Origin of the sequence: Paraburkholderia aspalathi, assembly GCF_905220735.1 — a bacterium.
Lineage (GTDB): Bacteria > Pseudomonadota > Gammaproteobacteria > Burkholderiales > Burkholderiaceae > Paraburkholderia > Paraburkholderia aspalathi.
The window spans coordinates 338,520-359,450 of record NZ_CAJNBA010000004.1 but is presented as its reverse complement, the minus strand read 5'-3'; the positions used below and the strand labels follow the sequence as shown (position 1 = coordinate 359,450).

Genomic DNA, 20,931 nt, shown 5'->3' with positions numbered 1-20,931 from the left:
ACTTCTACTACCTCAGGTAACGGGTGCGACCGGCTATGCTTATCGACTCTCTCTGGCGCATCGCACTTCGCATCGCATACCCGCTCGCTCGCGCCTGGTGGCACCTTCGGCGACCTCGCCATGAAGGCGCGCTAGTGGCAATCTACGTCGGGCAGGCGCTCTTGCTTGTGAAGTCGTCGTACCGGGCCGAGTGGAATTTTCCCGGCGGCAGTGTCCATCCCGGTGAGACGCCTGATGCCGCGGCGCAGCGCGAGATGGAAGAGGAGATTGGTCTGCCGTCATACACACTACTCCCTGCAGGCAGCGTCTATGGCACCTGGGACGGGCGAAGAGACCGCGTGCATTTCTTTGAACTGCACCTCGATTGCATACCCGAGCTGCGGCTTGATAATCGTGAGATTATCGCCACGCATCTGGCATCGCCTGAGGAATTGCACAGCATCGCGCTGACAGGGGCGGTCATTGCGTATCTCCGCAAAGATTTCTGCAGTTAGTTGGCACCTCTCCTTTCGGGACATCTTGGCTCGAAAACGCTGTGCACACCGTGCTTGACCAACACACACATACGCTCATGTCTTTGCCAAGCCCGACACTGCATACCCCTCGCCTGCTATTGCGCCCTTTCACGGAGGCCGATACGGACTCCATCTACGCACTGCAGAGCAATCCGCGCGTGCTGCGCTACTGGGACGCACCGCCCTGGAAGGAGCGCGCGCAAGCAGAGCGCTTCATCGCGGTTTGCAGGCAGATTGAGCAGGAAGGCACCGGCGCGCGGCTGGCCATCGAGCGTGCCGTCGACGGTGTATTCATCGGCTGGTGCTGTTTGATGAAATGGGATCCAAACAACCGCAGCGCGAAGATGGGCTACTGCTTCGATGAAACGGCATGGGGCCAAGGCTTCGCCACCGAAGCCGCAAGCGCTTTGTTGCAGTGGGCCTTCGACACGCTGGACCTGAACCGTGTTCAGGCCGAGACCGACACGCGCAACACGGCGTCGGGCCAAGTGCTGGAGAAGCTCCAGTTTGTCCGCGAAGGCACACTGCGAGAAGATTGCATTGTGGACGGCGAGGTATCGGATTCCCGCGTGTATGGGCTTCTCAGGCGGGAATGGAAGCCGTTGCAGTCAGGATCGACCACAGGCTGAAACGGGCTCCCTTGCCCCCACCCGAACGCGTCACTACCGACGAGATAGCCAACGCGGTCGGTGCCTTCCTATCCGGGTGGACAGGTCATCGGCTTAACGTGCAAGCTTTGGCAAGGATAGGATTCAGGTAGCTGCGGGTTCTGCGCGGCACTCAAATTTGAGCCGTCGCTGCTCACGGTGCAGCCGGCAAGCATCATTAGCAGACCGGATACCACGGCGACATTACGCCACACGGTAAATTGCATATGTACTCGACACAACGGGAATGGGTTGCGGTACGGGAAACCCGTCGCAAACGCTGTTAGGCATGGAGTTGCAACGCCAATCAACACCGTGTTGACGCGTAGATCACGCATTGCCGGTCGTCAAGGCCCGGTCACCGAAAGGTAAGCCGCAGCCGCTTCAATCTGCGCATCGTTCAGCGTGGCCGCGACGGCTGTCATCGTTCCCGGCGCCGGCGTTTTCCCCTTCGCGCGCGCCTGAAATTCGTGTAGCCGGGCAACGACAAACGCCGCCGGTTCGCCCGCAATGCTCGGAAAGCGCGCGCCGTTGCCTTTGCCGCCGGCCGCGTGGCAGCTGAAACAGGCGGGAATGCCGGATCCCGCACCCATCTCGGCGAGCTGCTTGCCGGCCAGCACCAGGCTTTGTTGCGGCGGCGCACCTTCGGCAAGCGGCGGGTCCTGCTTCGAGAAAAAATTTGCGAGCTCGCGTATCTCGCTATCAGAAAGAGTGAGTGCAACCGTCTGCATGACAGCGCTTGCGCGCGTACCCGCCTTGAACATTGACAATGCGTGCGCGAGATAATCCGGATCTTTGCCGGCGAGCCGCGGCCCACCGGTTACAGTGCCGGCGCCCAATGCGCCGTGGCACGCGACACAGGTTGCGATGGACGGAGCCTCCGTCCCATTGGCAGTGTCATGCACACTCACTGCGGATTGTGCATGACAGGTACTCGCGAAACCGACGAGCGCCGCAACCGAAAGCGGACGCAAGCCGGCGCGCAACATGTTGACAGAACGTGGACCGATCATCGTGATTTTCCCGCTATGCTTTGAACAAGCGTCCCGTGAACGACGCGATGGGACGATTCTGCCGGGATGATTCTGACCGGCGAGCGTCAAGCGGATTACGGATCTGTTATCTAGGGCGATGACCGGCCTGTCTGCAAGCGTCGCCTTACTTCTGCTCGCCGGTCGCTTCGAGGATCAGATTTGCCACTTCAGTCGGATGCGACAGCAGCGACACGTGGCTCGACTTAAGCTCGATCGTATGCGCGTGCATGCGGTTCGCCATGAAGCGCTCCAGATCGGTGTTGATGGTCCGATCTTCAGTCGACACCGCATACCAGGTCGGCTTGTCGTGCCATGCAGCGACGGTCGTCTTCGCCATCGTGATCGCCTTGCCAATCGGCTGCTGAACCGCATAATACTTCTCTGCTTCAGCCCTCGGCAGATCGCCGGCAAAGTCTTTCAAAAATGCCTGCTCGGATAGCTGGCCGTAGCCGTCGGCCGACCACTGAAGCCCCGCCGATGCGGGCGCGGCCGGAAATTTCTTCGTCAGTGCCGGATAGTCCTCGCCGGCATCCGGCGCACGCGCGGCAATGTACACGAGACCGGCCACCTTCGGATCATCGCCAGCCTGGCTGATCACCATCCCGCCGTACGAGTGCGCGACTAGCAGCGTCGGGCCATCCTGTTGCGCAAGTGCGCGCTTGACCGCGTCCACGTCCGCGTCGAGCGAAGTCGTCGGATTCTGCACCGCCGTCACGTGCAGGCCCTTTGCCTGAAGCAGCGGAATCACCTTCCCCCAGCTCGAACCATCTGCAAACAGCCCGTGAACCAGCACGACGTTCTTGATCGGTGCGGACGAAGCAGCGGTGCTGTCCTGCGCGAATGACGTCGTTGCGCTCAGCAGCGCGGCGCAGGCGAAACCGGCCAGGACAAACGAATTCAACTTCATGAGACTTCTCCGAGGTATGTGAAGGATGAGATTCGCGAATTTCGCTCAGCCGCAATGGCGAGTCGAAAGACGAGCCATACCCAGTCAATCATCCCGTCGATGCGTACGACTGCAAGCGGGCGCTGGATTCTGGTGTACGAAGGTGCAAACACAGTCCCTGCACAAACATTCCGTTCGCTGCAAAGTTTTTTATGAGTCGACGTCTGCAAGGAGCCATTGCATCTGGACAAGCACGAACGGCTGATGCAGGTCGAGCCGGGGAGCTGACGTACTGATCGAACTGTCACTGACTCACTTTCTGAAAAGTCTGCGGAATAAATTGGGTCGGCGCTCGTTTCGTCCATTGCCTTTGATTTTTCTTTCTTCCGCTTCGGCATTGTCGGACCTGCTTGCGCTCTCCACGCGCTGCGGGCGACGCCGGCATCCTGCGAGTTCGTTAATGAAAAAAGTCCTGGTGACGTGTGCTTTTGTTGTATCTGTCCCTGCCGCGCATGCGCAAAGCAGCATTACGTTGTACGGCATCATTGATGAGGGCTTCGAAGCAATCAGCAACGCGCCTGTTGCCGGCAGCAAAGGCGGCGGCAGGCTGTTTCGGCTCGATGCCAACAACGGTCTGAATGGGTCCCGTTGGGGACTCAAAGGATCCGAAGATCTCGGCGGCGGCCTCAAAGCAATCTTCACGCTCGAGAGCGGCTTTGAACTCAACACCGGAAATCTCGCGCAAGGAGGCGATGAATTTGGCCGACAGGCCTTTGTCGGTTTGTCGAGCGACCGGTATGGCACCGTGACGCTCGGGCGGCAATATGATCCCGTCATCGACTACGTCGGAATATACGAGTTCGGCGATTCAAATCTTGGCTCGGATCACGCCGCACATCCCGGTGACCTCGACAATTTCAACTTCACACGTCGCCAGAACAATTCGATCAAGTACCAGAGCCCCGACTACGGCGGTTTAAGATTCGAAAGTCTCTATAGCTTTGGCGGCGTGCCAGGCTCGCTTGCAACCAACCAGGCCTACTCTTTCGGAGCCCATTTTATGAGAGGCCCGCTCGGCATGTCCGTGGCATATTCACACGTCAACAATCCGGCGGCGTCCTTGTTCGGGAGCAACCCAACCGATACCGCGACGTCGAACGGGCTGACCGCGAGCCCGATCTACAGCGGCTATGCGTCGGCAAGAACGTACCAGGTCGTAGCGGCAGGCGGTTCATATACGTTCGGACACGTCGTCGTGGGCGCGACCTATTCGAATATTCGCTATTCGAACATTGCCGCGCTGAGCGAAAGCAGTGCGGATTTCAACGACGCGGAAGTCAGCCTGCAGTATCTGATTGCCCCGGATTGGTCGGTGGGAGCCGCATACAACTTCCTGAAGGGGAACGCAGTGACTGAAACCATTGGGGGCGCCAAATACAATCAGCTCTCCGCCGGTGTGAATCACAAGCTGTCCAAGCGCACCGATGTCTATATTTCAGGCGCATGGCAGACGGTGAGCGGAGACGACTCGACCGGGCACGCGGCGGTCGCGAACATCGCCGATTTGTCGCCTTCTTCGAATCGTCATCAAGCGGTCGCTCGTGTCGGAATCCGGCATCAGTTCTAGTCTTACTGTGTCAACCCAAGCACACCCTCCCCTGCGCACGCACGCTTTTACAAGCGTGCGTCCGGTCGATTTGCCAGGCCACCTCGTACTACGCGTTCACCTGATCGTGTGACGCGGGGGAAGGGGGCGAGAAACTGGACTCCGGATGGGCCGTAAGAAAAACAGGCAGATCGGTAGCGGGCGGTTTGGCGGGAACGTCGAAGAACATTTCGCAAACCCACCCGCGATGATACGAAGCGTGATTCACGAGATGCATGAACATCGCGCCGCGCGACATTGCCGAACGCTCGCCTGATATGAACGCGAACGACAGCACTTCAGCCAGCGACGCGTCGGTCTGTTCATCCGCCCAGCGTTCGAACCACGCGTTCATGTCCTGTTGCGCGCGACGCAGGTCGCGCAAATCGGCATGCACGACCACGTTGCGCGCCGTGAAGCCGTGCTCCTTGCGTTCGAGGTGCGCCTTCCAGATCAGATCGACCACGTAAATGTGATTCAGCGTGCCGATCATCGACTTGAACAATGTCTGCCGCGTTTTGACGGCTTCATCCGGCGGCAGTGCTTCGATGCAATCGAATAGCACGTTGTCGGCCCAGGTTTTATAGCGCGAAAGAATGCGGGTGGTTTGCGTATTAAGCATGACTCGTTTCCTTGACTATTCGCTCGCGTCGTTCAGCACGTCCAGCGCGGCACGACACGCGCCGGCCAGCTGTTCGCGCATCAACTCCTGCACGTTCGACGAGCGGTTAACAATGGCATCGCGAATTTTGACCGATTGACTGAACGACGCCTGCATACGGCCGCCACGCGCCATCGCAATGCGCCGCAAGCGGCGCACAGGTCCGATCAATCCTGCGTGACTGTCCTGCAGCGTGCGGTTGTCGGCGATCGTCATCACGATTGTGTAGAAGCGGTCTAGCGCTTCGACGTAACCCACCGGATCGCCGGCATCGACGCTCATTCGCATCGCCTCGATCACGTCGTCGAGTTGCGCGGTGCCGAGCGTCGTGATGCGCTCCAACGCGAGTTGTACGGCAAGACATTCGAGCGCCGCGCGCACCGTGTAAATCTCCTCGACGTCACGCAGCGTCACGGCACGCACGTACGCGCCGACACGCGGCAGCACCGTCACCAGTCCCTCGCGTTCGAGTTGCGCGAACGCCTCGCGCATCGGCGTGCGGCTTACGTTCAACTGCTTCGCGACCTGCACTTCTGAAAGACGGCTGCCCGGCGCAAGCACGCCCTCGATGATCGCCTCGCGCAACGCGGGCACCACGACGCCTTCGCTCAATGAGTCGCTAGTTGCATCGACGGTGCGCATGCGCGAGTGATATTTGCTCGCGATCTTGTCAAGCGAATGTGCGCCTGCGTGTGCCCCTTTCGCCTGCTTCGGTGCGGCGGCTTCGGCGGTTTTCATTGCAGTTTTACTGGAAGGCATTGACACCTCGTGATCATGTGAATACGCTGTATACAGATTATACACCCGCAATGACTTGCACGACACAGGCGTAAGCGCTGAAGCGTCCACACCGGTCGACACAGGAGAAGTTATGGATCGCAGTTCATTCCCGCAGCCGGTTTTGATCGAGCGAACGGGCGACGTGCTGAGTTTTACGCTGAATCGCCCGGACGCAGGTAACGAGGTTTCCGGCCTGATGTTCGAGGCAATGACGGCGGCGTTACGCAGCGAAGCCGCTGAGCCGAGCGCGCGTGTGCTGCGCATCCGCGGGACCGGCAACGTGTTTTGCACCGGACGCGAGCGCGCCGGGCGCGATGCCGTGTCGATCCGTTCGGAGGTCGCGCGGCTGATCGAACTGAAGCGCCTCGTGCGCGGCACGTCGATGATTTCGATAGCGGAAGTGGATGGCGATGCGCACGGCTTCGGCTTCGGACTCGCGATTCTGTGCGACTTCACGCTCGTGTCGTCACGCGCGACGCTCGCGTTTCCCGAGATGCGCAAGGGCTTGCCGCCCGCCGCGATCATGGCCTATGTGGGCCGCTACGCCTTGCCGAAGACGCTGTTTCCGATGGTGTTGTTCGGCGACACGTTGACGCCCGCCGCCGCGTTGCAGGCGGGGCTGATCACGCAGGTCTGCGAGCCTGCTGCGCTGCGCAGCGACGCCGACGCCCTCACCGATCGCATCCTCGCGCTCGACGACGCGGGCGTGCGCCAGTGCAAGGCGTTCTTTCAGGCGGCGGAAGAAAGCCCGATCGAACAGAACTTCCGCAGCGCGACCGACATGCTGACCGTCACGAGCCTGCGACTGATGCACGGCCGCTGAGCGCGAGCTCACCCAGCGAAGTCCGTACATGGCGCGCGCGGACTTGTCCTGGGAAAGCTTGCGTTTCTTCAGCACGCCGGCAGCAAGCATCTTGCATGGGACAAGAGTAAGTGCCGAAGCGCTAACTCGGTCGACAGGAGACAGACATGAACGTCAACGCAGGGCCACGGCTCGACCGTTTGCCGATGTCGGGATTTCATCGGCGCATCATGTGGTTGATTGGCATCGGCATGTTCTTCGACGGCTTCGACATCTACGTCGCGTCGACCGTGCTCGGTGCAACGCTCAAAACCGGCTTCTCGACACTCGGCCAGAGTGCGCTGTTCGTGTCGCTAACCTTTCTAGGCATGATGCTTGGTTCGCTTGGCACCGGTTTTCTCGGCGACCGCTTCGGCCGCCGTTTCACGTATCAGGCAAATCTTGCGGTGTTCGGACTCGCGTCGCTCGGTGCGGCCCTCGCGCCGAACATGAGCGTGCTGATCGCGTGCCGCTTCGTGATGGGCCTCGGGCTCGGCGCGGAAAATGTCGTCGGCTATTCGACATTGACCGAATTCGTGCCGCCACAAAAACGCGGCAAGCTGCAAGGACTGATGGCCGTGTTCGTCGTGTCCGGGTTGCCGGTCGCCGGGCTGATCGGTTTGCTGCTGATCCCCGCGTTCGGCTGGCGCGCGATGTTTGTGCTCGGCGGCTTCGGCGCGCTAGGTGTCTGGTATGCGCGCAAGTCGCTGCCCGAGTCGCCGCGCTGGCTCGACTCCGTCGGTCGCCATGAGGAAGCCGACGCGATCCTGAATCGCATCGAAGGCGAAGTCATCGAAGCGCGCGGCGGCGAGCCGCTGCCGCCGCTTGTTGTGGCAAAGACGCCCGGGCAAGCGGCAACCTTGCTATCGTTTGGATCGCTTTTCAGCGGCACGATGCTGCAACGGATGATCGTGGGCTGCGTCACCCTCGTCGTCATCAATACGCTGCTGTACGGCTTCGTCACCTGGTTGCCGACCTTTTTCGTGCATCAGGGCTTCAGCATCGCGAAGTCGTTCGGCTTCGCACTCGTCATGTCGCTCGGCGCGCCAATCGGCTCCGCAATCGGCGCATTGACGGCGGACTCGTGGGGCCGCAAGCCGACCATCATCGGCGCGTCGTTCGCTGCAATCGTGTTCGGCGCGATCTATCCGTTCGTTTCGGATCCGCTGCTGCTGCCCCTTGTCGGCCTGTTACTGACCATTCCGATCTACGTGCTGGTCGCTCTACTGTTCGCGATTTACGTACCGGAACTCTTTCCGACCGAAGTCCGGCTGCGTGCATCGGGCATCTGCAACACGCTGGGTCGCGGCGCAACTATCGTCACGCCGTTTATCGTCGTCGCACTGTATGCGCAGCACGGCATTGTCGGTGTGCTGGCGTTGATGATCGGCCTGCTCGTCATTCAGATCGTCGTGGTTGCGTGGCTCGGCGTCGAGCCGACCGGCCAGCGTCTCGAAGACCTACAGCCCACCAACCTGCAAGCAAGCGATGCGATGCGCACCGACGCGCCGGGCGCCGATGCGCATGCATCGTCTCTCAAGTGAACCACCTGGAATTGATCTCTATGGACACAGTGAACCAGACACATCTCGATGCACAGCTTTTCATCGACGGCGCATGGATAGACGCCGACACCGGCCGCACGCTCGACATCGTTAATCCAGCGACGGGTGAAGTGATCGGCGCGCTCGCGGCCGCGTCGCAACAGGACGTGGACCGCGCGGTGCGCGCGGGCCATCGTGCGTTCGAAAGCGGTGCGTGGCGCGACATGCCGATCCAGCAACGCGCGCGTGTGCTAAACCGCTTCGCCGATCTGTTCGAAGCGGACCTCGAACAGTTTTACAAACTCGAAACGCTGAACAACGGCCGACCGATCTCGGAGACGCGCGCGCAGATCTCACGTCTGCCGCAGTTCTACCGCTATTTCGCGGCGCTTGCGCTGACGCGCCGCAGCGACGTGATTCCGATCGAAGGGCCCTACCTGTGCTACACGCAGCGCGTGGCGCTCGGCGTCGTCGCGTTGATGACGTCGTTCAATCATCCGCTGATGATTCTGTCGAAGAGTCTTGCGCCCGCGCTCGCTACGGGTAACAGCGTCGTCATCAAGGCATCCGAGCAGACACCGCTGACCACGGTGCGCCTTGTGCGTCTGCTGGATGAAGCAGGCGTGCCGAAGGGTGTCGTCAACGTCGTGAACGGCGAAGGACGCGAGGCAGGCGCGGCGCTCGCGCAGCATCCGCTGATCCGCAAGGTCGTGTTCACGGGCGGCACGGAAGTCGGCCGCTCGATTGGCGAAGCGGCGGCACGCACCTTCGCGTTGACGACGCTCGAACTCGGCGGCAAGGGCGCGGTGATGCTATTCGACGATTTCGACATGGAGCGCGCGGTCAACGGCGCGGCGTTCGCCGCCTTCATCGGCGCGGGGCAGACCTGTGTGTGCGGCGCGCGGATTCTGGTGCAGAAGTCGATCTATACGGAGTTTCTCGAACGTTTCCGCGCGAAGGCCGCGGGCATTCGCGTGGGCGATCCGGCCGATGTAAAGACCCAACTCGGGCCAGTGATTTCGGACCGTTCGCGTCAGCGCATTCTCGCGATGCTGGAGCGCGCGCAGGCGGCGGGCGCGAAGGTGCTGACGGGCGGCGGCGTACCGTCCAACCTGAAGCAGGGCTTTTTCATCGAACCGACCGTGCTGTATGACGTCGATCCGCGCTCGGAGATCGGTCAGGATGAAGTGTTCGGACCCGTCACCGTCGTGATGCCCTTCGACGACGAGGCGGACGCGATCCGTATCGCCAACGACACGCAGTTCGGCCTCGCCGCTTCCGTGTGGACGCAGGACGTCGCACGCGCGCATCGCGTTGCGAGCAAACTCGAATTCGGCATGGTCTGGGTCAACGATCACCACCGGCTCGACCCGGCCTCGCCGTGGGGCGGTTTCAAGAACAGCGGCGTGGGGCGCGAGACGGGCGTCGAATCGTTCGATCAGTTCAGCGAACCGCGCGCGGTGACGATCAATGTAAGCGGCAAAACCGTCGACTGGTATGCGGACGATGGTGAACTGAAGCGTCTTAATTGACTCTTCCGAAATGACGCAAGAGGCTAGTGTGGGCGACCGGATTGTGCGAAGCGGTTCCTCGCGGGTCACGTAGCATGCATCGCGCATTGCCGAACCACGCTGTCGCCGCACTGTATGTCATCAATACAGTGAAATACCGGCCTAGGAAGCCCTATCGCGCGCCGCTATCGCCTGTAGTTGGCTAACACGGCGCGTATCGCCGGGTCATTCAAGTTTTCGCGTGTCACCGTCACCACGTCGACAAATATCTTGGGACGAGGCGGCTGGCCCTGCAAGGCAGCGACCAGCGTCTCGACCGACCGATAACCCATACGGTAAGAATCTTGCACAACGTCCGCGTGTATCACGCCGTGCTCAAGCGCATGCAGAAATTCCGGGCGCCAATCGAACACAACCAGACGAGGACGAGTACTCACGGGCATCTCTTCGACGACGTGCAAGGCCCCATAGGCTATCGTCTCGTTCGGAGCGAAGACCGCGTCGAGGCGCCCTACGTCACCGGACAGTGACTTGCGCACCTGTGCTTCCGTCTCGCGAAACTGATACCCGACATAGGGTGCGATGACCACACGCCACCCCATTTCACGCGCGACAGCCAAAAACCCCTCTTCTCGCGCGGTTGTCGAACTGATATTCGGCGCGAGTCTTAGCACTGCAATTCTGGCGCCCTTGTGCAGAACGGGTACCAGACTCAGGGCCGCCGTTCTACCTGCTGCGAAATTGTCAGTGCTGACTGTGGAAATCGCGTTGTAGTCCGTGCTGCTCCGGTCGACGAATACCGTAGGAACGGCGATCGGAATCGGCGTCGCTACGTCTTGCAGTGGTTCGGGCGCCAACACGATACCCGCTACGCCGCTCTTCACCAGGTAGTCGATCATTCTCAACTGGATATTGGGTTCTGCGCCGAGTGACATTCCGTCGGAGGGGCTGCGCATTAGCAGTTCGACATGAAGATCGTCAGCGGCACGATGCATACCCCTGCTCATCGGCCCCCAGAAATCCAGGCCCGAGCCGGCGAGCACCACACCGATCTGGGTGGCAGACGCCGCCTGCACTATCCCCGCCAATACAGTAACCACTATAAGAAGTGAAAGCGTTCTGCGCATTGAGTATTGCCGTCGTACCGAATATGGGTTCTGCTGTGTACGCAACGCGGCTCAAAAGGGCCGCAACTGATTTAGCCCGTGTCATCGCGGAATAACCCGGATGACTTGTCCCAAGCATTGGGAAATTAATTGCACCCGAAGGAAGTGTCAATGCATTTCGGATATCAATCCCTCCGCCTCCAGCTTGCCTCGGCGACCTGAAAGGCCCGTGGTCATTCCCTTAGCGGATTAGGGGTAACCCCAAAAACCGAAATACATCCTTGCGAACAATGCGCTTAATTATCAGCGACCGCTTTCCTAAACTTTGTTTTACCTGCTATGGCCCTAGGCGGCGATCTGTGGTTTGCGTCATGTTATTACCGTGAAAGGTCGCGTGAGTTTATTTGATCGCCACGGGCCAGGCGTGCAACGACGCTACGGAAAAATATGAATGAGTCGTTTGCGTCGAAATTCCAGTCAAAACAAGGAGGAACCGGTCATGAAGACGACAACCAGCACATTAATCGCGGCCGTCGCCGCACTCACGCTGTCGGGTGGCGCTTATGCACAGGCCAACAACACGCTGGCAACCCCGAGTGTAGTGTCGCCGGCCGCCGTGTCGCCAGCCAATGCAACGAGCGGCTACGGCACGCCTGGCGCCCCCAATTCGGACAGCGGCATGAGCACCGCGTCGCCGAACTCAGGCATGCCGAATAGCACCAGCAATAGCTCGACGTCCCTCACCAACCTTCCCGGGAGTCACAACACGCTGGCGACTCCGAGCGTAACGTCGCCGGCCGGCCAATAGTTCGAGTCCCTCGTTCGCCACCCATCATAAGAAAGACCGCTGCCCGTAAGGGCAGCGGTCTTTTGTTTTTCTCCCCGTCCTCTTCCTGCCCTCATCCTGGCAGCGGTCGGGAATGGCCCTGGGTAGCCTCGATGCGTCAGATAAGAGCGTTGCTAGCGGCGGCTGCGCGACCGCGCAGCCAGTTAATACTCGCAAAGAGCAGCACGGCGAATACGATCAGCATCGTCGCCACGGCGAGGATCGACGGGTCGATCGAGTCGCGAATACCGCTCCACATCTGTCGCGGCACGGTTGTTTGATCCGGGCCGCCGATAAACAGAATCACGATGACTTCATCGAACGAGGTCGCGAAAGCGAAGACGCTGCCGGTCGCGACCGCCGGCGTGATGAGCGGCAAGGTCACACGCCTGAATGTGACCCAGGGCGTCGCGCCGAGCCCGGAAGCCGCGCGCAACAGACTCTGATCGAACGAAAGCAGTGAGGCCGTCACGGTGATCACGACGAATGGCGTGCCGAGCGCCGCATGCGCCAGCACCACGCCGGGATACGAGTTCACAAGACCAAGCGGCGCGAAGATCAGATAGAAGCCCGCGGCGACGACGACAATCGGCACGATCATCGGCGAGATGATGATCGGCATGATCAGCGAGCGCAGCGGAAACTGCGCGCGCGAAATGCCCAGCGCCGCGAGCGTGCCGAGACACGTGGCGATCAAAGTCGAAGCCGCGCCGATGCCGATGCTGTTCAGGAGCGATCGTTGCCAGGCCGCGCTCGTGAGCGCCTGCTCATACCAGCGCAGCGAAAAGCCCTGCAATGGGTACGAGAAATACGAGCCTGAATTGAACGAGAGCGGGATGATCGCGAGAATCGGCGCAATCAGGAAGAATAGGACAAGCGCTGTATGCAGCCGCACCCAGCGCGCGGCGACGCGTTCCGTCAGCACCGTGTTGCGTTTATCTGGCATATCGTTCCCTCGTCGTATCCGCGTGTGTCAACCGGGTCTCAACCGAAGCGCAAACGGTCGATGCCGACAATGCGGTTGAACAGGAAATAGAAGATCGCCGTGAAGATCACGAGATAGGCTGAGAGCGCACCGGCGAGGCCCCAGTTGAGTTGCGTGTTGGTCTGGATTGCGATGAGCTGACTGATCATCTCGTCGCCTGCACCGCCGAGCAGCGCGGGCGTGATGTAGTAGCCCAGCGCGAGCACGAACACGAGGAAGCAGCCCGCCCCCACGCCCGGCAGCGTCTGCGGCATGTAGATCCGCACGAACGCAACGAACGGGTGCGCCCCAAGCGATTGCGCGGCCCGCACATACACGGGCGATACGCTCTTCATCACCGAGTAAATCGCGAGAATCATGTAGGGCAAAAGTACGTGCGTCATACCGATGAGCACACCCGCGCGATTGAAGATGAGCGGCAGTGGATGGGTAGTGAGACCAAGACCCATCAGCAGGCTGTTGATTACGCCACCAGGTTGCAGCAAAACGTACCACGCAGTTGTGCGCACGAGCACCGAGGTCCAGAACGGCACGATCACAAAGAGCATCAGGCGGTTACTGCTTTTCGCGGGCAAATTCGCGAGCAGCCATGCGACCGGATAGCCGAGCACAAGGCACAGTAGCGTGACCGTGGCGCTGATCGAAATCGTGCGCACGAACGCCTGCCGATAGATCGAAGCGTTGTCCGGCACGAACGCGACCGAACCTTGCGGCGTCACTTGCGCATCGACGGCCGCAAGCAGAAAGTCCGGCGTCGGCGACGTGGCGGCGCGCTTCAGCAAGCGCCAGATTTCCGGCGAATTCCAGCGTGCGTCGAGTTCGACGAGCGCCGGCTTCCACGCGGGCGGCGCATCGGGGGGCAACTGGCGCGCGGTGCGCATCAACAGGCTACGAAACTCGGCCTGATCGAAGTTCAGCCGCCGCGCGACAGTCCCGAGCTGCCCGCTTTGCTGCGCCTCTTTGAGCCCCGCAGCGAGCAGAGCGAACATCCGCTCGTCCGGCACGCCCTGCCCGTCCCATGCATCAAGCGCGCGTGTGAGCGCGGGCATGCTGTCGGGCACTTCATGGTTCTCCACGCTGCGCGCGAGCAGGAGCGCAATCGGAGCAATGAACGTCGAAAGCAGAAACACGATCAGCGGCAGCGCGAGCAAAAGCGCTTGCACCGACGCACGGCGGCGCGCCTTTTGAAACGACGCGCGGCCGTCGGCTCTCGTCGGAGAGCCCGGGGCCGTGGCTCGGGCCGAAGCGGGCATGTGGCTAGTCACGTTGGGCTCTCGTTGGACGATCGTGTTACTGCGTCAGCCACACCTGGAAACGCTTATTGATCTGGTCCGCGTTGTCGGCCCAGAAGTTCGCGTTGATCTGCAAGGCGCGCTTGAAGTTCTCGGGGGCGGTCGGCAGATCGGCGAGGCGTTGCTTGTCGACCAGCGCGATTGCATCCTTGCGCGGCGGCGCATACGCGATGTACTTCGACAGATCCGCATACGCCTTCGGCTGCGAAGCGGAGACGATGAATTTCGCCGCGGCGTCGGCGTGCTTCGCGCCCGTCGGAACGGCCCACCAGTCGAAGTCATAAACCTGCGCGTCCCAAACAGTCTTGAACGGCTTGTTGTCCTTCTTCGCAGCGTCGGAAATGCGGCCGTTGTAGGCCTGCGTCATCACGACCGCGCCGTCTGCGAGCAACTGCGGCGCCTGGGCACCCGACTCCCACCACACGATGTTTTGTTTGATCGTGTCGAGCTTTTTGAACGCGCGATCCACGCCGGCGGGCGTAGCGAGCACCTTGTAGACGTCCTTCGGATCGACGCCGTCCGCAATCAACGCCCATTCCATCGTTACCTTCGGCGACTTGCGCAGGCCGCGCTTACCGGGGAATTTCTGCAGATCGAAAAAGTCGTTGACGGTGGTCGGAGCCGTCTTCAGCTTGCTCGTGTCATACGCGTAGACCGTGGACCAGACCATGCTTGCAACCGCGCAATCGCTGATCGTGCCGGGGATGAAGTCGCTCGTCTTGCCGAGCGTCTTCTTGTCGAACTTCTGCAGCAGGCCTTCGTCGCAGGCAGTGATCGCATCGTTCGTTTCGAGGTCGATCAGGTCCCACGTGGTGTTCTTCGCCTGCTCCATTGCGGAGAGCTTCGCGAGGCCGCCGTCATACGATTCGGTCGAGAAGCCAATGCCGGTGGCTTGCGTGAATGGTTCGAAATAGGCCTTCTTGGCAGCCGCTTCGTACGCGCCGCCGAAGGTCACGACGGAGAGCGTCTCCGCCGCCTGGACGGTTACGGTGGCGAATGCGAGTACGGCGAGTGCGGCGCTTTGTGCTTTGATGAGAGTGCGCATGTCAGTTGGCTCCTGCTGGTGCGGTCGTGATGATGGAAGGTGAGAGCGGTGTGGATGCTGGAATCACGGGCGCGCTGCGTGGCACGCTTATCGCGAGAATCTTGCAGTCGTCGTGGCACCATGCGATATCGATCGCGCTGCCGGGCGAAGGCAGCGCATGGCGCTGCGTATTGGGCACTTTCACGACAAAGGAATCGCGTGAACCGAGCGCGAGGTGCACGCGATGATGATCGCCGCAATACACCAGTTCCTCGACGCGTGCGCGCACCACGTTGCTGTGTTCGTCGACGGGCGCGCCTTCGGCGCTCGGGATATGTGCGCGCTCGGGGCGCAGAGCGAGCATCGCTTCGTCGCCCGTGCTCAGGCCGGCCTCGCAGCGGCCACGAATGACGCTGCCGTCCGAGAGCGCGAGCGTCGCCCACTCCTCGTTCGCACTGACGACGCGCCCGGTCAGCCCGTTGTTTTCGCCAACGAAGTTGGCGACGAAGGCGTTCTGCGCGTTCTCGTAGAGTTCGCTGGGCGTGGCGGCTTGCTGAATGCGGCCATCGGAAAACACGGCGACGCGGTCCGACATGGTCAGCGCTTCGGCTTGATCGTGCGTCACGTAGACGATCGTAAGCGACAACTCGCGATGCAGGCGCATGATTTCGTACTGCATGGTTTCGCGCAGGCGCTTGTCAAGCGCGCCGAGCGGCTCGTCCATCAGCACGACGCTCGGCTCGAACACGAGCGCGCGAGCGAGGGCCACGCGCTGCTGCTGCCCGCCGGAGAGCTGCGCGGGACGCCGGTTCGCCAGATGCGGCAGTTCAACCATCTCGAGCGCGCGCTTCACGCGCGTCTTCTGCTCGGCGCGGCTGACGCGCCGCACAGAGAGTGGAAACGCGACATTCTCTGCAATCGTCAGATGCGGAAAGAGCGCGTAGTTCTGAAACACCATGCCGATGTCGCGCTGATGCGGAGGCTTGTCGTCGAGCCGCCGTCCGTCGAGACGTATCTCGCCGCGCGTGGGCGATTCGAATCCCGCAAGCATCATGAGCGTCGTCGTCTTGCCTGAACCGGACGGCCCCAGCAGCGACAGGAATTCTCCCTTGCTCACGTCGAGGTTCAAGTCATCGACGACGTATTGCGCGCCGTCATACGACTTGCTTACGCCCGAGAACGAAATGAAGGAAGGGTTTGACATCGTGATCGCGTCCTGTCGATGGTGCGTCTTGATCAATGCGTTTTCTCGAGCTGCATCGCGGCGATTTTGCTGGCGATGTAGCGGGCGAAATCATAGTTGGGCCGTTCGAGATGGCTTAAGTGACCGGGCTTCGCGAGCGGCGCGTGCACGCCGCGAAAGACGGCTTCCACGCCGCGTTTGTCTTCCGCGTTCACGTCGTCGAGCAGCTTCTTCAACGTCGTCATGTGCGCGTTGGCCTCGGTATCCGCGACGAACTCCGGCGCAAGCCCGCCGCCGAAGCGGATATGCACGCGATCCACGCCGTGAGGTTGCAGCACGAGATACCAGAAGTAGCCCGGCGTAAGCGTGACGAGATGCGTCGGGTAGATCGCGAGCAGCGCTGTGGTCTTGCGCCAATGTCCCGTGAGGCGCGTATTGTCCGGATGCGCGTTGCCGATGGGCAAGGACGCTTCCTTCGTGATCCAGTGATAGTTAAAAGCTGGATACCCCGGCGGACATTCCATTTCATCGAGCCGCGAATGCGGTCCTACCGTCGCGCGATGCAGCATGGGCAGGTGATAGCTTTCCATGAAGTTTTCCGCGAGGATCTTCCAGTTCGTGTCCCACACGTGCTCTTCATAGAAAGTTTCGATGTAGTCCGACATGCCGTATGCACCGATGAGCTCGTTCAGTTTGGCGAGCTGCGCGTGAACAGGCGGTGCGTTTTCGTCGAGTGTCACGTAGATCCAGCCTTGCCATTCTTCGCAGCGCACGGCGGGCAGCTTGTAGCTTTCCTTGCAGAAGCCCTCTTGCCGATCCATGAGCGGCGCGCCTTGCAGGGCGCCATCCAGCGAATAGTTCCAGGCGTGATAGGGGCAGACGATGCGGCGTACGTTGCCACGTCCTTCGAGCAGCACCGACATGCGATGCAGGCACACGTTCGACATCGCCTTGAGCTGCATCTGTTCGTCGCGCAGTACGACGATCGGTTGCGCTCCAAGTCGCGCCGTCATGTAATCGCCAGGCACCTTGAGCGCACTGGCGCGGCCGACGCATTGCCATTCGCGCTCGAAGATAGCGCGCTCTTCCAGCGTGAGGAATTCGGGCGACGTATAGACACCGGGCGGCATCGCATGCGCATCGCCGAATGACCGTTCGCAACCCGTCTGCAGTTCGTCGACCAGCGCTTGCACTGCGATCGTCCTTGCCGGGTTGGCCATGGTGTCCCCCTTGATTCTTCACGGTGAAAGCGCGGCAACGCAAGGCTTTACGGCGTAGCGCTCAACATGGACACCAATCTATCAAGCCAAATTGCAAGCCAAAATATTGTTTTTAGATACAAAGCAAAGGTTTTGCCTATGCAGCGCGCGCAGACCTAAAGCAGACGATCGCGCTTTCTTGATCATGCGTCGATATGCAGGCGCCGTATATAGGTTTCGCAGAATGACGTGAAGCGATGCACGACCTGGCGCGGCTTCATCGTGCGCGATTGCGCGATGCCGAGCATCGTGGCGTTGACGTTGTCTTTGAAACGCTTAATGACGAACTCTTCGCCATCCACAGTGCGATTCGATTTGAGCGGAAAGTTCAGGAGGCTATAGCCGAGACCGTTGGCCACCATGCCGCGCACAACTTCCGGCTGCGACGAGCGGAACGCGGGCACGGGGCGGCTGCCCACCGCATCGAAGAGCGCGGCGAAATACTCGCGGCTGTGCGGCAGGTCGAGCATCACGTAGGGCTCGGGCAAGAGATCCGCGAGCGATACCTTGCGTGCGCGTGCCAGACGATGCGTCCTCGGCAGGATTGCGTAAGGCGGCAGCGAGAGCAGCGGCGTGAAGGCGATTTCCTCTGTCAAATCGAGGCTGTAGGTGAGCGCAATGTCGAGCGAGCCGTCGTGCAGGCCACGCAAGAGGCCATCCTGATGCGCCTCGACTGTGCGAAACGAGATGCCCGCGTGCTCGTCGACGAATCGGCTAATCAGCCGCGGCATGAGCGGCGGCGCAAGCGAGACGAGGCAACCGAGCGTGATGACGCCCGTCATGCCGCCGTCCATTTCCTTCGCGGTCGTCTGCAATTCCTCTGCAATCTTCAGCAGATTACGCGCTTGCCCGAGCAGATCGCGACCGGCTTGCGTGAGCGAGAGACCGCTCGCGTGATGCCGTATGAAGAGTTGCACACCGAACGACACTTCTAGGTCCGCGAGCGCCGTCGAGATCGACGGCTGCGAAATGTGCAGACGCTTCGCGGCGGCAGTGAAAGACAGCGCTTCCGCGGTGACCACGAAATAGCGCAACTGGCGCAACGAGTAGCGCAACGGTTGACTCTCCATCTGCAACGCTCCGTGTTCAAAGTCCCCAATGGGCGGCATTGTGAAGCGATCAAAAAGGCTTGCATAGGTAAATCCGATGCTATGCATTTTTTAAATATATTTTTCAGATTCTGAATGGGCGCGTAGATTTTCACGAAAGACGAACGGACCAGGTGGCGACGCGCTGTCGGAAAACACTACCGGGTCCGCCACGATCGCGAGCCCTCGCAGGCCGCTGCGCCGTGACACCGCGATCGAATCGAAACATTCCGCGTTTTCAGAAGGACACAGCTATGACAGTGGAAACAACGTCAATCGACACGCTCGTCGTCGGCGCCGGCCAGGCCGGCGTCGCCATGAGCGAACATTTGAGCAAGCTTGGCGTGCCGCATCTCGTGCTCGAACGCGCTCGTATCGCCGAGCGCTGGCGCACGGGACGCTGGGATTCGCTGGTTGCCAATGGTCCCGCGTGGCACGATCGTTTCCCCAATCTCGAGTTCGCCGACTTTGACCCCAACGCATTCGCGTCGAAGGAGCAGGTCGCGGACTATTTCGTCGCTTATGCGGAGAAGTTTGAAGCGCCGATCCGCACCGGTGTGGAAGTGAAAAAGGTCGTGCGCAATGCGGGGCGCCCAGGCTTCACCATCGAAACATCGGAGGGCACGATCGAGGCCAATCGCGTGGTAGTCGCGACGGGGCCCTTCCAGCGCCCTGTCATTCCGCCAATCGCACCGCAAGATTCGAGTCTCACGCAGATTCATTCCGCCGACTATCGCAATCCCGGGCAATTGCCCGAAGGGGGCGTGTTGGTGGTCGGGGCCGGATCGTCAGGCGTGCAAATCGCGGACGAGTTGCAACGTGCGGGCAAGCGCGTCTATCTGTCGGTCGGGGCGCACGATCGTCCACCGCGCGCCTATCGCGGCCGCGACTTCTGCTGGTGGCTCGGCGTGCTCGGCGAATGGGATGCAGAGGTCATGAAGCCCGGCAGAGAGCACGTCACCATTGCAGTGAGCGGTTCGCGTGGCGGCCATACGGTGGACTTTCGGCGTCTCGCGAATCAGGGCATCACGCTCGTGGGTCTCACGAAATCGTTCGATAACGGCGTGGTGACCTTCGAAGCCGATCTCGCGGAAAACATCGCGCGCGGCGACGAAAACTATCTGTCGCTGCTGGACGCGGCCGACGCGTACGCCGAGCGTAACGGTCTCGATCTTCCCGAAGAGCCCGAAGCCCGCGTCATTCCTGCGGATCCGGAATGCGTGACGCACCCGTTGCACGATCTCGATCTGGCGAAAGCCGGCGTGACATCGATTGTCTGGGCGACCGGATATGCAGTCGATTTTAGCTGGTTGAACGTCAACGCCTTCGATGAAAAGGGTAAGCCGAAACATCAGCGCGGCGTATCGAAGGAGCCCGGCATCTATTTCATCGGTCTGCCGTGGCTATCGCGCCGAGGGTCCGCATTCATCTGGGGCGTGTGGCACGACGCGAAGCACATTGCCGATCACATCGCCACGCAGCGTAAATACCTGGCTTACTACGACGACTCGCAAGGCCAGGCACCGAGCCGCGGCGAGGAAAGGGTTGAAAGCGTTGACAACACCTCCGCCGGCTCACGCATCCACAAAGTCAGCGAGATGGGCGTGAATTGATGCGTACGCCTCTTTAATCCGCGATCCATTTCTTCCTACATTAAGGTGCATTGATGAGCCAACCTACGCATACCCGTATTCGCATGTTCAACACGAAGGATACGTATCCGAACCAGACGCTCGACAACGATCTTTGTCAGGCCGTGCGCGCCGGCAATACGGTCTATGTACGCGGCCAGGTAGGTACGGACTTCGAAGGCCGCCTGATCGGCATCGGCGATCCGCGCGCCCAGGCCGAGCAAGCGATGAAGAACGTCAAGCAGTTGCTCGAAGAGGCCGGCAGCGACCTGTCACACATCGTCAAGACCACAACGTTCCTGACTGACATCCGCTACCGCGAGCCGGTCTATCAGGAAGTCGGCAAGTGGTTGAAGGGCGTGTTTCCTATTTCGACCGGCCTGGTGGTGGTCGCGCTGGGTCAGCCGCAGTGGTTGATGGAAATCGACGTTATCGCGGTCATTCCGGATGGATGGACGCCGCCGACGGCCTGA

The 20,931-nt window shown here is 60.8% G+C and carries 20 protein-coding genes; 9 read left to right on the top strand and 11 right to left on the bottom strand.

Going from position 1 to position 20,931, the window contains the following annotated elements:
• Window positions 1-35: 35 nt before the first annotated feature.
• Both KHO30_RS24355 and KHO30_RS24350 read left to right on the top strand, forming a co-directional pair.
• Window positions 36-494: an NUDIX domain-containing protein gene (locus KHO30_RS24355; RefSeq protein WP_211702586.1), complete on the top strand. Its 459-nt coding sequence runs from the start codon at window positions 36-38 to the stop codon at window positions 492-494.
• Window positions 495-571: 77 nt separating this feature from the next.
• Window positions 572-1,144, top strand: a complete 573-nt coding sequence (locus KHO30_RS24350; RefSeq protein WP_211702585.1) for a GNAT family N-acetyltransferase — start codon at window positions 572-574, stop codon at window positions 1,142-1,144.
• A gap of 365 nt (window positions 1,145-1,509) precedes the next feature.
• Here the strand turns inward: KHO30_RS24350 and KHO30_RS24345 are convergent, their stop codons facing one another.
• Together KHO30_RS24345 and KHO30_RS24340 are read right to left on the bottom strand one after the other, a co-directional pair.
• Window positions 1,510-2,175, bottom strand: a complete 666-nt coding sequence (locus KHO30_RS24345) for a c-type cytochrome (RefSeq protein WP_211702584.1) — start codon at window positions 2,173-2,175, stop codon at window positions 1,510-1,512.
• A 145-nt stretch (window positions 2,176-2,320) separates the two neighbouring features.
• Window positions 2,321-3,103 carry an alpha/beta hydrolase gene (locus KHO30_RS24340; RefSeq protein ID WP_211702583.1) on the bottom strand — a complete coding sequence of 261 codons (783 nt, stop codon included), beginning with the start codon at window positions 3,101-3,103 and terminating at the stop codon, window positions 2,321-2,323.
• 439 nt (window positions 3,104-3,542) lie between these two features.
• Between KHO30_RS24340 and KHO30_RS24335 the strand changes: the two genes are divergently transcribed.
• On the top strand, window positions 3,543-4,709 hold the full coding sequence (locus KHO30_RS24335) for a porin (RefSeq protein ID WP_093646106.1): 1,167 nt from the start codon (window positions 3,543-3,545) through the stop codon (window positions 4,707-4,709).
• Window positions 4,710-4,797: 88 nt separating this feature from the next.
• Here KHO30_RS24335 and KHO30_RS24330 read toward each other — a convergent pair whose 3' ends face one another.
• Complete coding sequence (locus KHO30_RS24330; RefSeq protein ID WP_093646108.1) at window positions 4,798-5,349, bottom strand: DinB family protein; 552 nt, start codon at window positions 5,347-5,349, stop codon at window positions 4,798-4,800.
• A gap of 15 nt (window positions 5,350-5,364) precedes the next feature.
• Complete coding sequence (locus tag KHO30_RS24325; RefSeq protein ID WP_200653325.1) at window positions 5,365-6,147, bottom strand: GntR family transcriptional regulator; 783 nt, start codon at window positions 6,145-6,147, stop codon at window positions 5,365-5,367.
• A gap of 112 nt (window positions 6,148-6,259) precedes the next feature.
• On the opposite strand from KHO30_RS24325, the gene KHO30_RS24320 reads away from it, so the two are divergent.
• The 3 genes from KHO30_RS24320 (at window position 6,260) to KHO30_RS24310 (ending at window position 10,085) form a co-directional block, all read left to right on the top strand.
• Window positions 6,260-6,991: an enoyl-CoA hydratase/isomerase family protein gene (locus KHO30_RS24320; RefSeq protein ID WP_200653324.1), complete on the top strand. Its 732-nt coding sequence runs from the start codon at window positions 6,260-6,262 to the stop codon at window positions 6,989-6,991.
• Between the two features lie 146 nt (window positions 6,992-7,137).
• Window positions 7,138-8,553: an MFS transporter gene (locus KHO30_RS24315; RefSeq protein ID WP_211702582.1), complete on the top strand. Its 1,416-nt coding sequence runs from the start codon at window positions 7,138-7,140 to the stop codon at window positions 8,551-8,553.
• Window positions 8,554-8,573: 20 nt separating this feature from the next.
• On the top strand, window positions 8,574-10,085 hold the full coding sequence (locus KHO30_RS24310; protein ID WP_211702581.1) for an aldehyde dehydrogenase: 1,512 nt from the start codon (window positions 8,574-8,576) through the stop codon (window positions 10,083-10,085).
• Between the two features lie 164 nt (window positions 10,086-10,249).
• On the opposite strand, the gene KHO30_RS24305 is transcribed toward KHO30_RS24310, so the two are convergent.
• On the bottom strand, window positions 10,250-11,191 hold the full coding sequence (locus KHO30_RS24305) for a substrate-binding domain-containing protein (protein ID WP_211702580.1): 942 nt from the start codon (window positions 11,189-11,191) through the stop codon (window positions 10,250-10,252).
• A 478-nt stretch (window positions 11,192-11,669) separates the two neighbouring features.
• Between KHO30_RS24305 and KHO30_RS24300 the strand changes: the two genes are divergently transcribed.
• Window positions 11,670-11,978, top strand: coding sequence for a hypothetical protein (locus tag KHO30_RS24300; RefSeq protein WP_211702579.1), 309 nt, complete (start codon window positions 11,670-11,672; stop codon window positions 11,976-11,978).
• A 136-nt stretch (window positions 11,979-12,114) separates the two neighbouring features.
• On the opposite strand, the gene KHO30_RS24295 is transcribed toward KHO30_RS24300, so the two are convergent.
• The 6 genes from KHO30_RS24295 to KHO30_RS24270 form a co-directional block, all read right to left on the bottom strand.
• Window positions 12,115-12,942 (bottom strand): ABC transporter permease, encoded by an 828-nt coding sequence (locus KHO30_RS24295; RefSeq protein ID WP_093646123.1) that lies wholly within the window; start codon window positions 12,940-12,942, stop codon window positions 12,115-12,117.
• A gap of 38 nt (window positions 12,943-12,980) precedes the next feature.
• A complete protein-coding gene (locus tag KHO30_RS24290) occupies window positions 12,981-14,234 on the bottom strand; it encodes an ABC transporter permease (protein WP_211702827.1) in 1,254 nt (417 codons plus the stop codon).
• A gap of 37 nt (window positions 14,235-14,271) precedes the next feature.
• The gene (locus KHO30_RS24285; protein WP_093646128.1) at window positions 14,272-15,318 is read right to left on the bottom strand and encodes an ABC transporter substrate-binding protein; all 1,047 of its coding nucleotides are present in this window, start codon (window positions 15,316-15,318) and stop codon (window positions 14,272-14,274) included.
• Window position 15,319: 1 nt separating this feature from the next.
• Complete coding sequence (locus KHO30_RS24280) at window positions 15,320-16,501, bottom strand: ABC transporter ATP-binding protein (protein WP_211702578.1); 1,182 nt, start codon at window positions 16,499-16,501, stop codon at window positions 15,320-15,322.
• 32 nt (window positions 16,502-16,533) lie between these two features.
• On the bottom strand, window positions 16,534-17,700 hold the full coding sequence (locus KHO30_RS24275) for an SRPBCC family protein (RefSeq protein ID WP_200619153.1): 1,167 nt from the start codon (window positions 17,698-17,700) through the stop codon (window positions 16,534-16,536).
• Window positions 17,701-17,882: 182 nt separating this feature from the next.
• Window positions 17,883-18,809: a LysR family transcriptional regulator gene (locus KHO30_RS24270; RefSeq protein WP_093646132.1), complete on the bottom strand. Its 927-nt coding sequence runs from the start codon at window positions 18,807-18,809 to the stop codon at window positions 17,883-17,885.
• A gap of 272 nt (window positions 18,810-19,081) precedes the next feature.
• On the opposite strand from KHO30_RS24270, the gene KHO30_RS24265 reads away from it, so the two are divergent.
• Entirely contained in the window at window positions 19,082-20,440 is a 1,359-nt protein-coding gene (locus KHO30_RS24265; protein ID WP_211702577.1) for a flavin-containing monooxygenase, read from the top strand.
• Window positions 20,441-20,493: 53 nt separating this feature from the next.
• A complete protein-coding gene (locus tag KHO30_RS24260) occupies window positions 20,494-20,931 on the top strand; it encodes a RidA family protein (RefSeq protein ID WP_054041383.1) in 438 nt (145 codons plus the stop codon).

What these genes read in the sequence shown, in the direction of transcription:
- KHO30_RS24355 (WP_211702586.1), top strand. Translation starts at nt 36, where the DNA reads ATGCTTATCGACTCTCTCTGGCGCATCGCACTTCGCATCGCATACCCG.
- KHO30_RS24350 (WP_211702585.1), top strand. Translation starts at nt 572, where the DNA reads ATGTCTTTGCCAAGCCCGACACTGCATACCCCTCGCCTGCTATTGCGC.
- KHO30_RS24345 (WP_211702584.1), bottom strand. Translation starts at nt 2,175, where the DNA reads ATGATCGGTCCACGTTCTGTCAACATGTTGCGCGCCGGCTTGCGTCCG.
- KHO30_RS24340 (WP_211702583.1), bottom strand. Translation starts at nt 3,103, where the DNA reads ATGAAGTTGAATTCGTTTGTCCTGGCCGGTTTCGCCTGCGCCGCGCTG.
- KHO30_RS24335 (WP_093646106.1), top strand. Translation starts at nt 3,543, where the DNA reads ATGAAAAAAGTCCTGGTGACGTGTGCTTTTGTTGTATCTGTCCCTGCC.
- KHO30_RS24330 (WP_093646108.1), bottom strand. Translation starts at nt 5,349, where the DNA reads ATGCTTAATACGCAAACCACCCGCATTCTTTCGCGCTATAAAACCTGG.
- KHO30_RS24325 (WP_200653325.1), bottom strand. Translation starts at nt 6,147, where the DNA reads ATGCCTTCCAGTAAAACTGCAATGAAAACCGCCGAAGCCGCCGCACCG.
- KHO30_RS24320 (WP_200653324.1), top strand. Translation starts at nt 6,260, where the DNA reads ATGGATCGCAGTTCATTCCCGCAGCCGGTTTTGATCGAGCGAACGGGC.
- KHO30_RS24315 (WP_211702582.1), top strand. Translation starts at nt 7,138, where the DNA reads ATGAACGTCAACGCAGGGCCACGGCTCGACCGTTTGCCGATGTCGGGA.
- KHO30_RS24310 (WP_211702581.1), top strand. Translation starts at nt 8,574, where the DNA reads ATGGACACAGTGAACCAGACACATCTCGATGCACAGCTTTTCATCGAC.
- KHO30_RS24305 (WP_211702580.1), bottom strand. Translation starts at nt 11,191, where the DNA reads ATGCGCAGAACGCTTTCACTTCTTATAGTGGTTACTGTATTGGCGGGG.
- KHO30_RS24300 (WP_211702579.1), top strand. Translation starts at nt 11,670, where the DNA reads ATGAAGACGACAACCAGCACATTAATCGCGGCCGTCGCCGCACTCACG.
- KHO30_RS24295 (WP_093646123.1), bottom strand. Translation starts at nt 12,942, where the DNA reads ATGCCAGATAAACGCAACACGGTGCTGACGGAACGCGTCGCCGCGCGC.
- KHO30_RS24290 (WP_211702827.1), bottom strand. Translation starts at nt 14,234, where the DNA reads ATGCCCGCTTCGGCCCGAGCCACGGCCCCGGGCTCTCCGACGAGAGCC.
- KHO30_RS24285 (WP_093646128.1), bottom strand. Translation starts at nt 15,318, where the DNA reads ATGCGCACTCTCATCAAAGCACAAAGCGCCGCACTCGCCGTACTCGCA.
- KHO30_RS24280 (WP_211702578.1), bottom strand. Translation starts at nt 16,501, where the DNA reads ATGTCAAACCCTTCCTTCATTTCGTTCTCGGGCGTAAGCAAGTCGTAT.
- KHO30_RS24275 (WP_200619153.1), bottom strand. Translation starts at nt 17,700, where the DNA reads ATGGCCAACCCGGCAAGGACGATCGCAGTGCAAGCGCTGGTCGACGAA.
- KHO30_RS24270 (WP_093646132.1), bottom strand. Translation starts at nt 18,809, where the DNA reads ATGGAGAGTCAACCGTTGCGCTACTCGTTGCGCCAGTTGCGCTATTTC.
- KHO30_RS24265 (WP_211702577.1), top strand. Translation starts at nt 19,082, where the DNA reads ATGACAGTGGAAACAACGTCAATCGACACGCTCGTCGTCGGCGCCGGC.
- KHO30_RS24260 (WP_054041383.1), top strand. Translation starts at nt 20,494, where the DNA reads ATGAGCCAACCTACGCATACCCGTATTCGCATGTTCAACACGAAGGAT.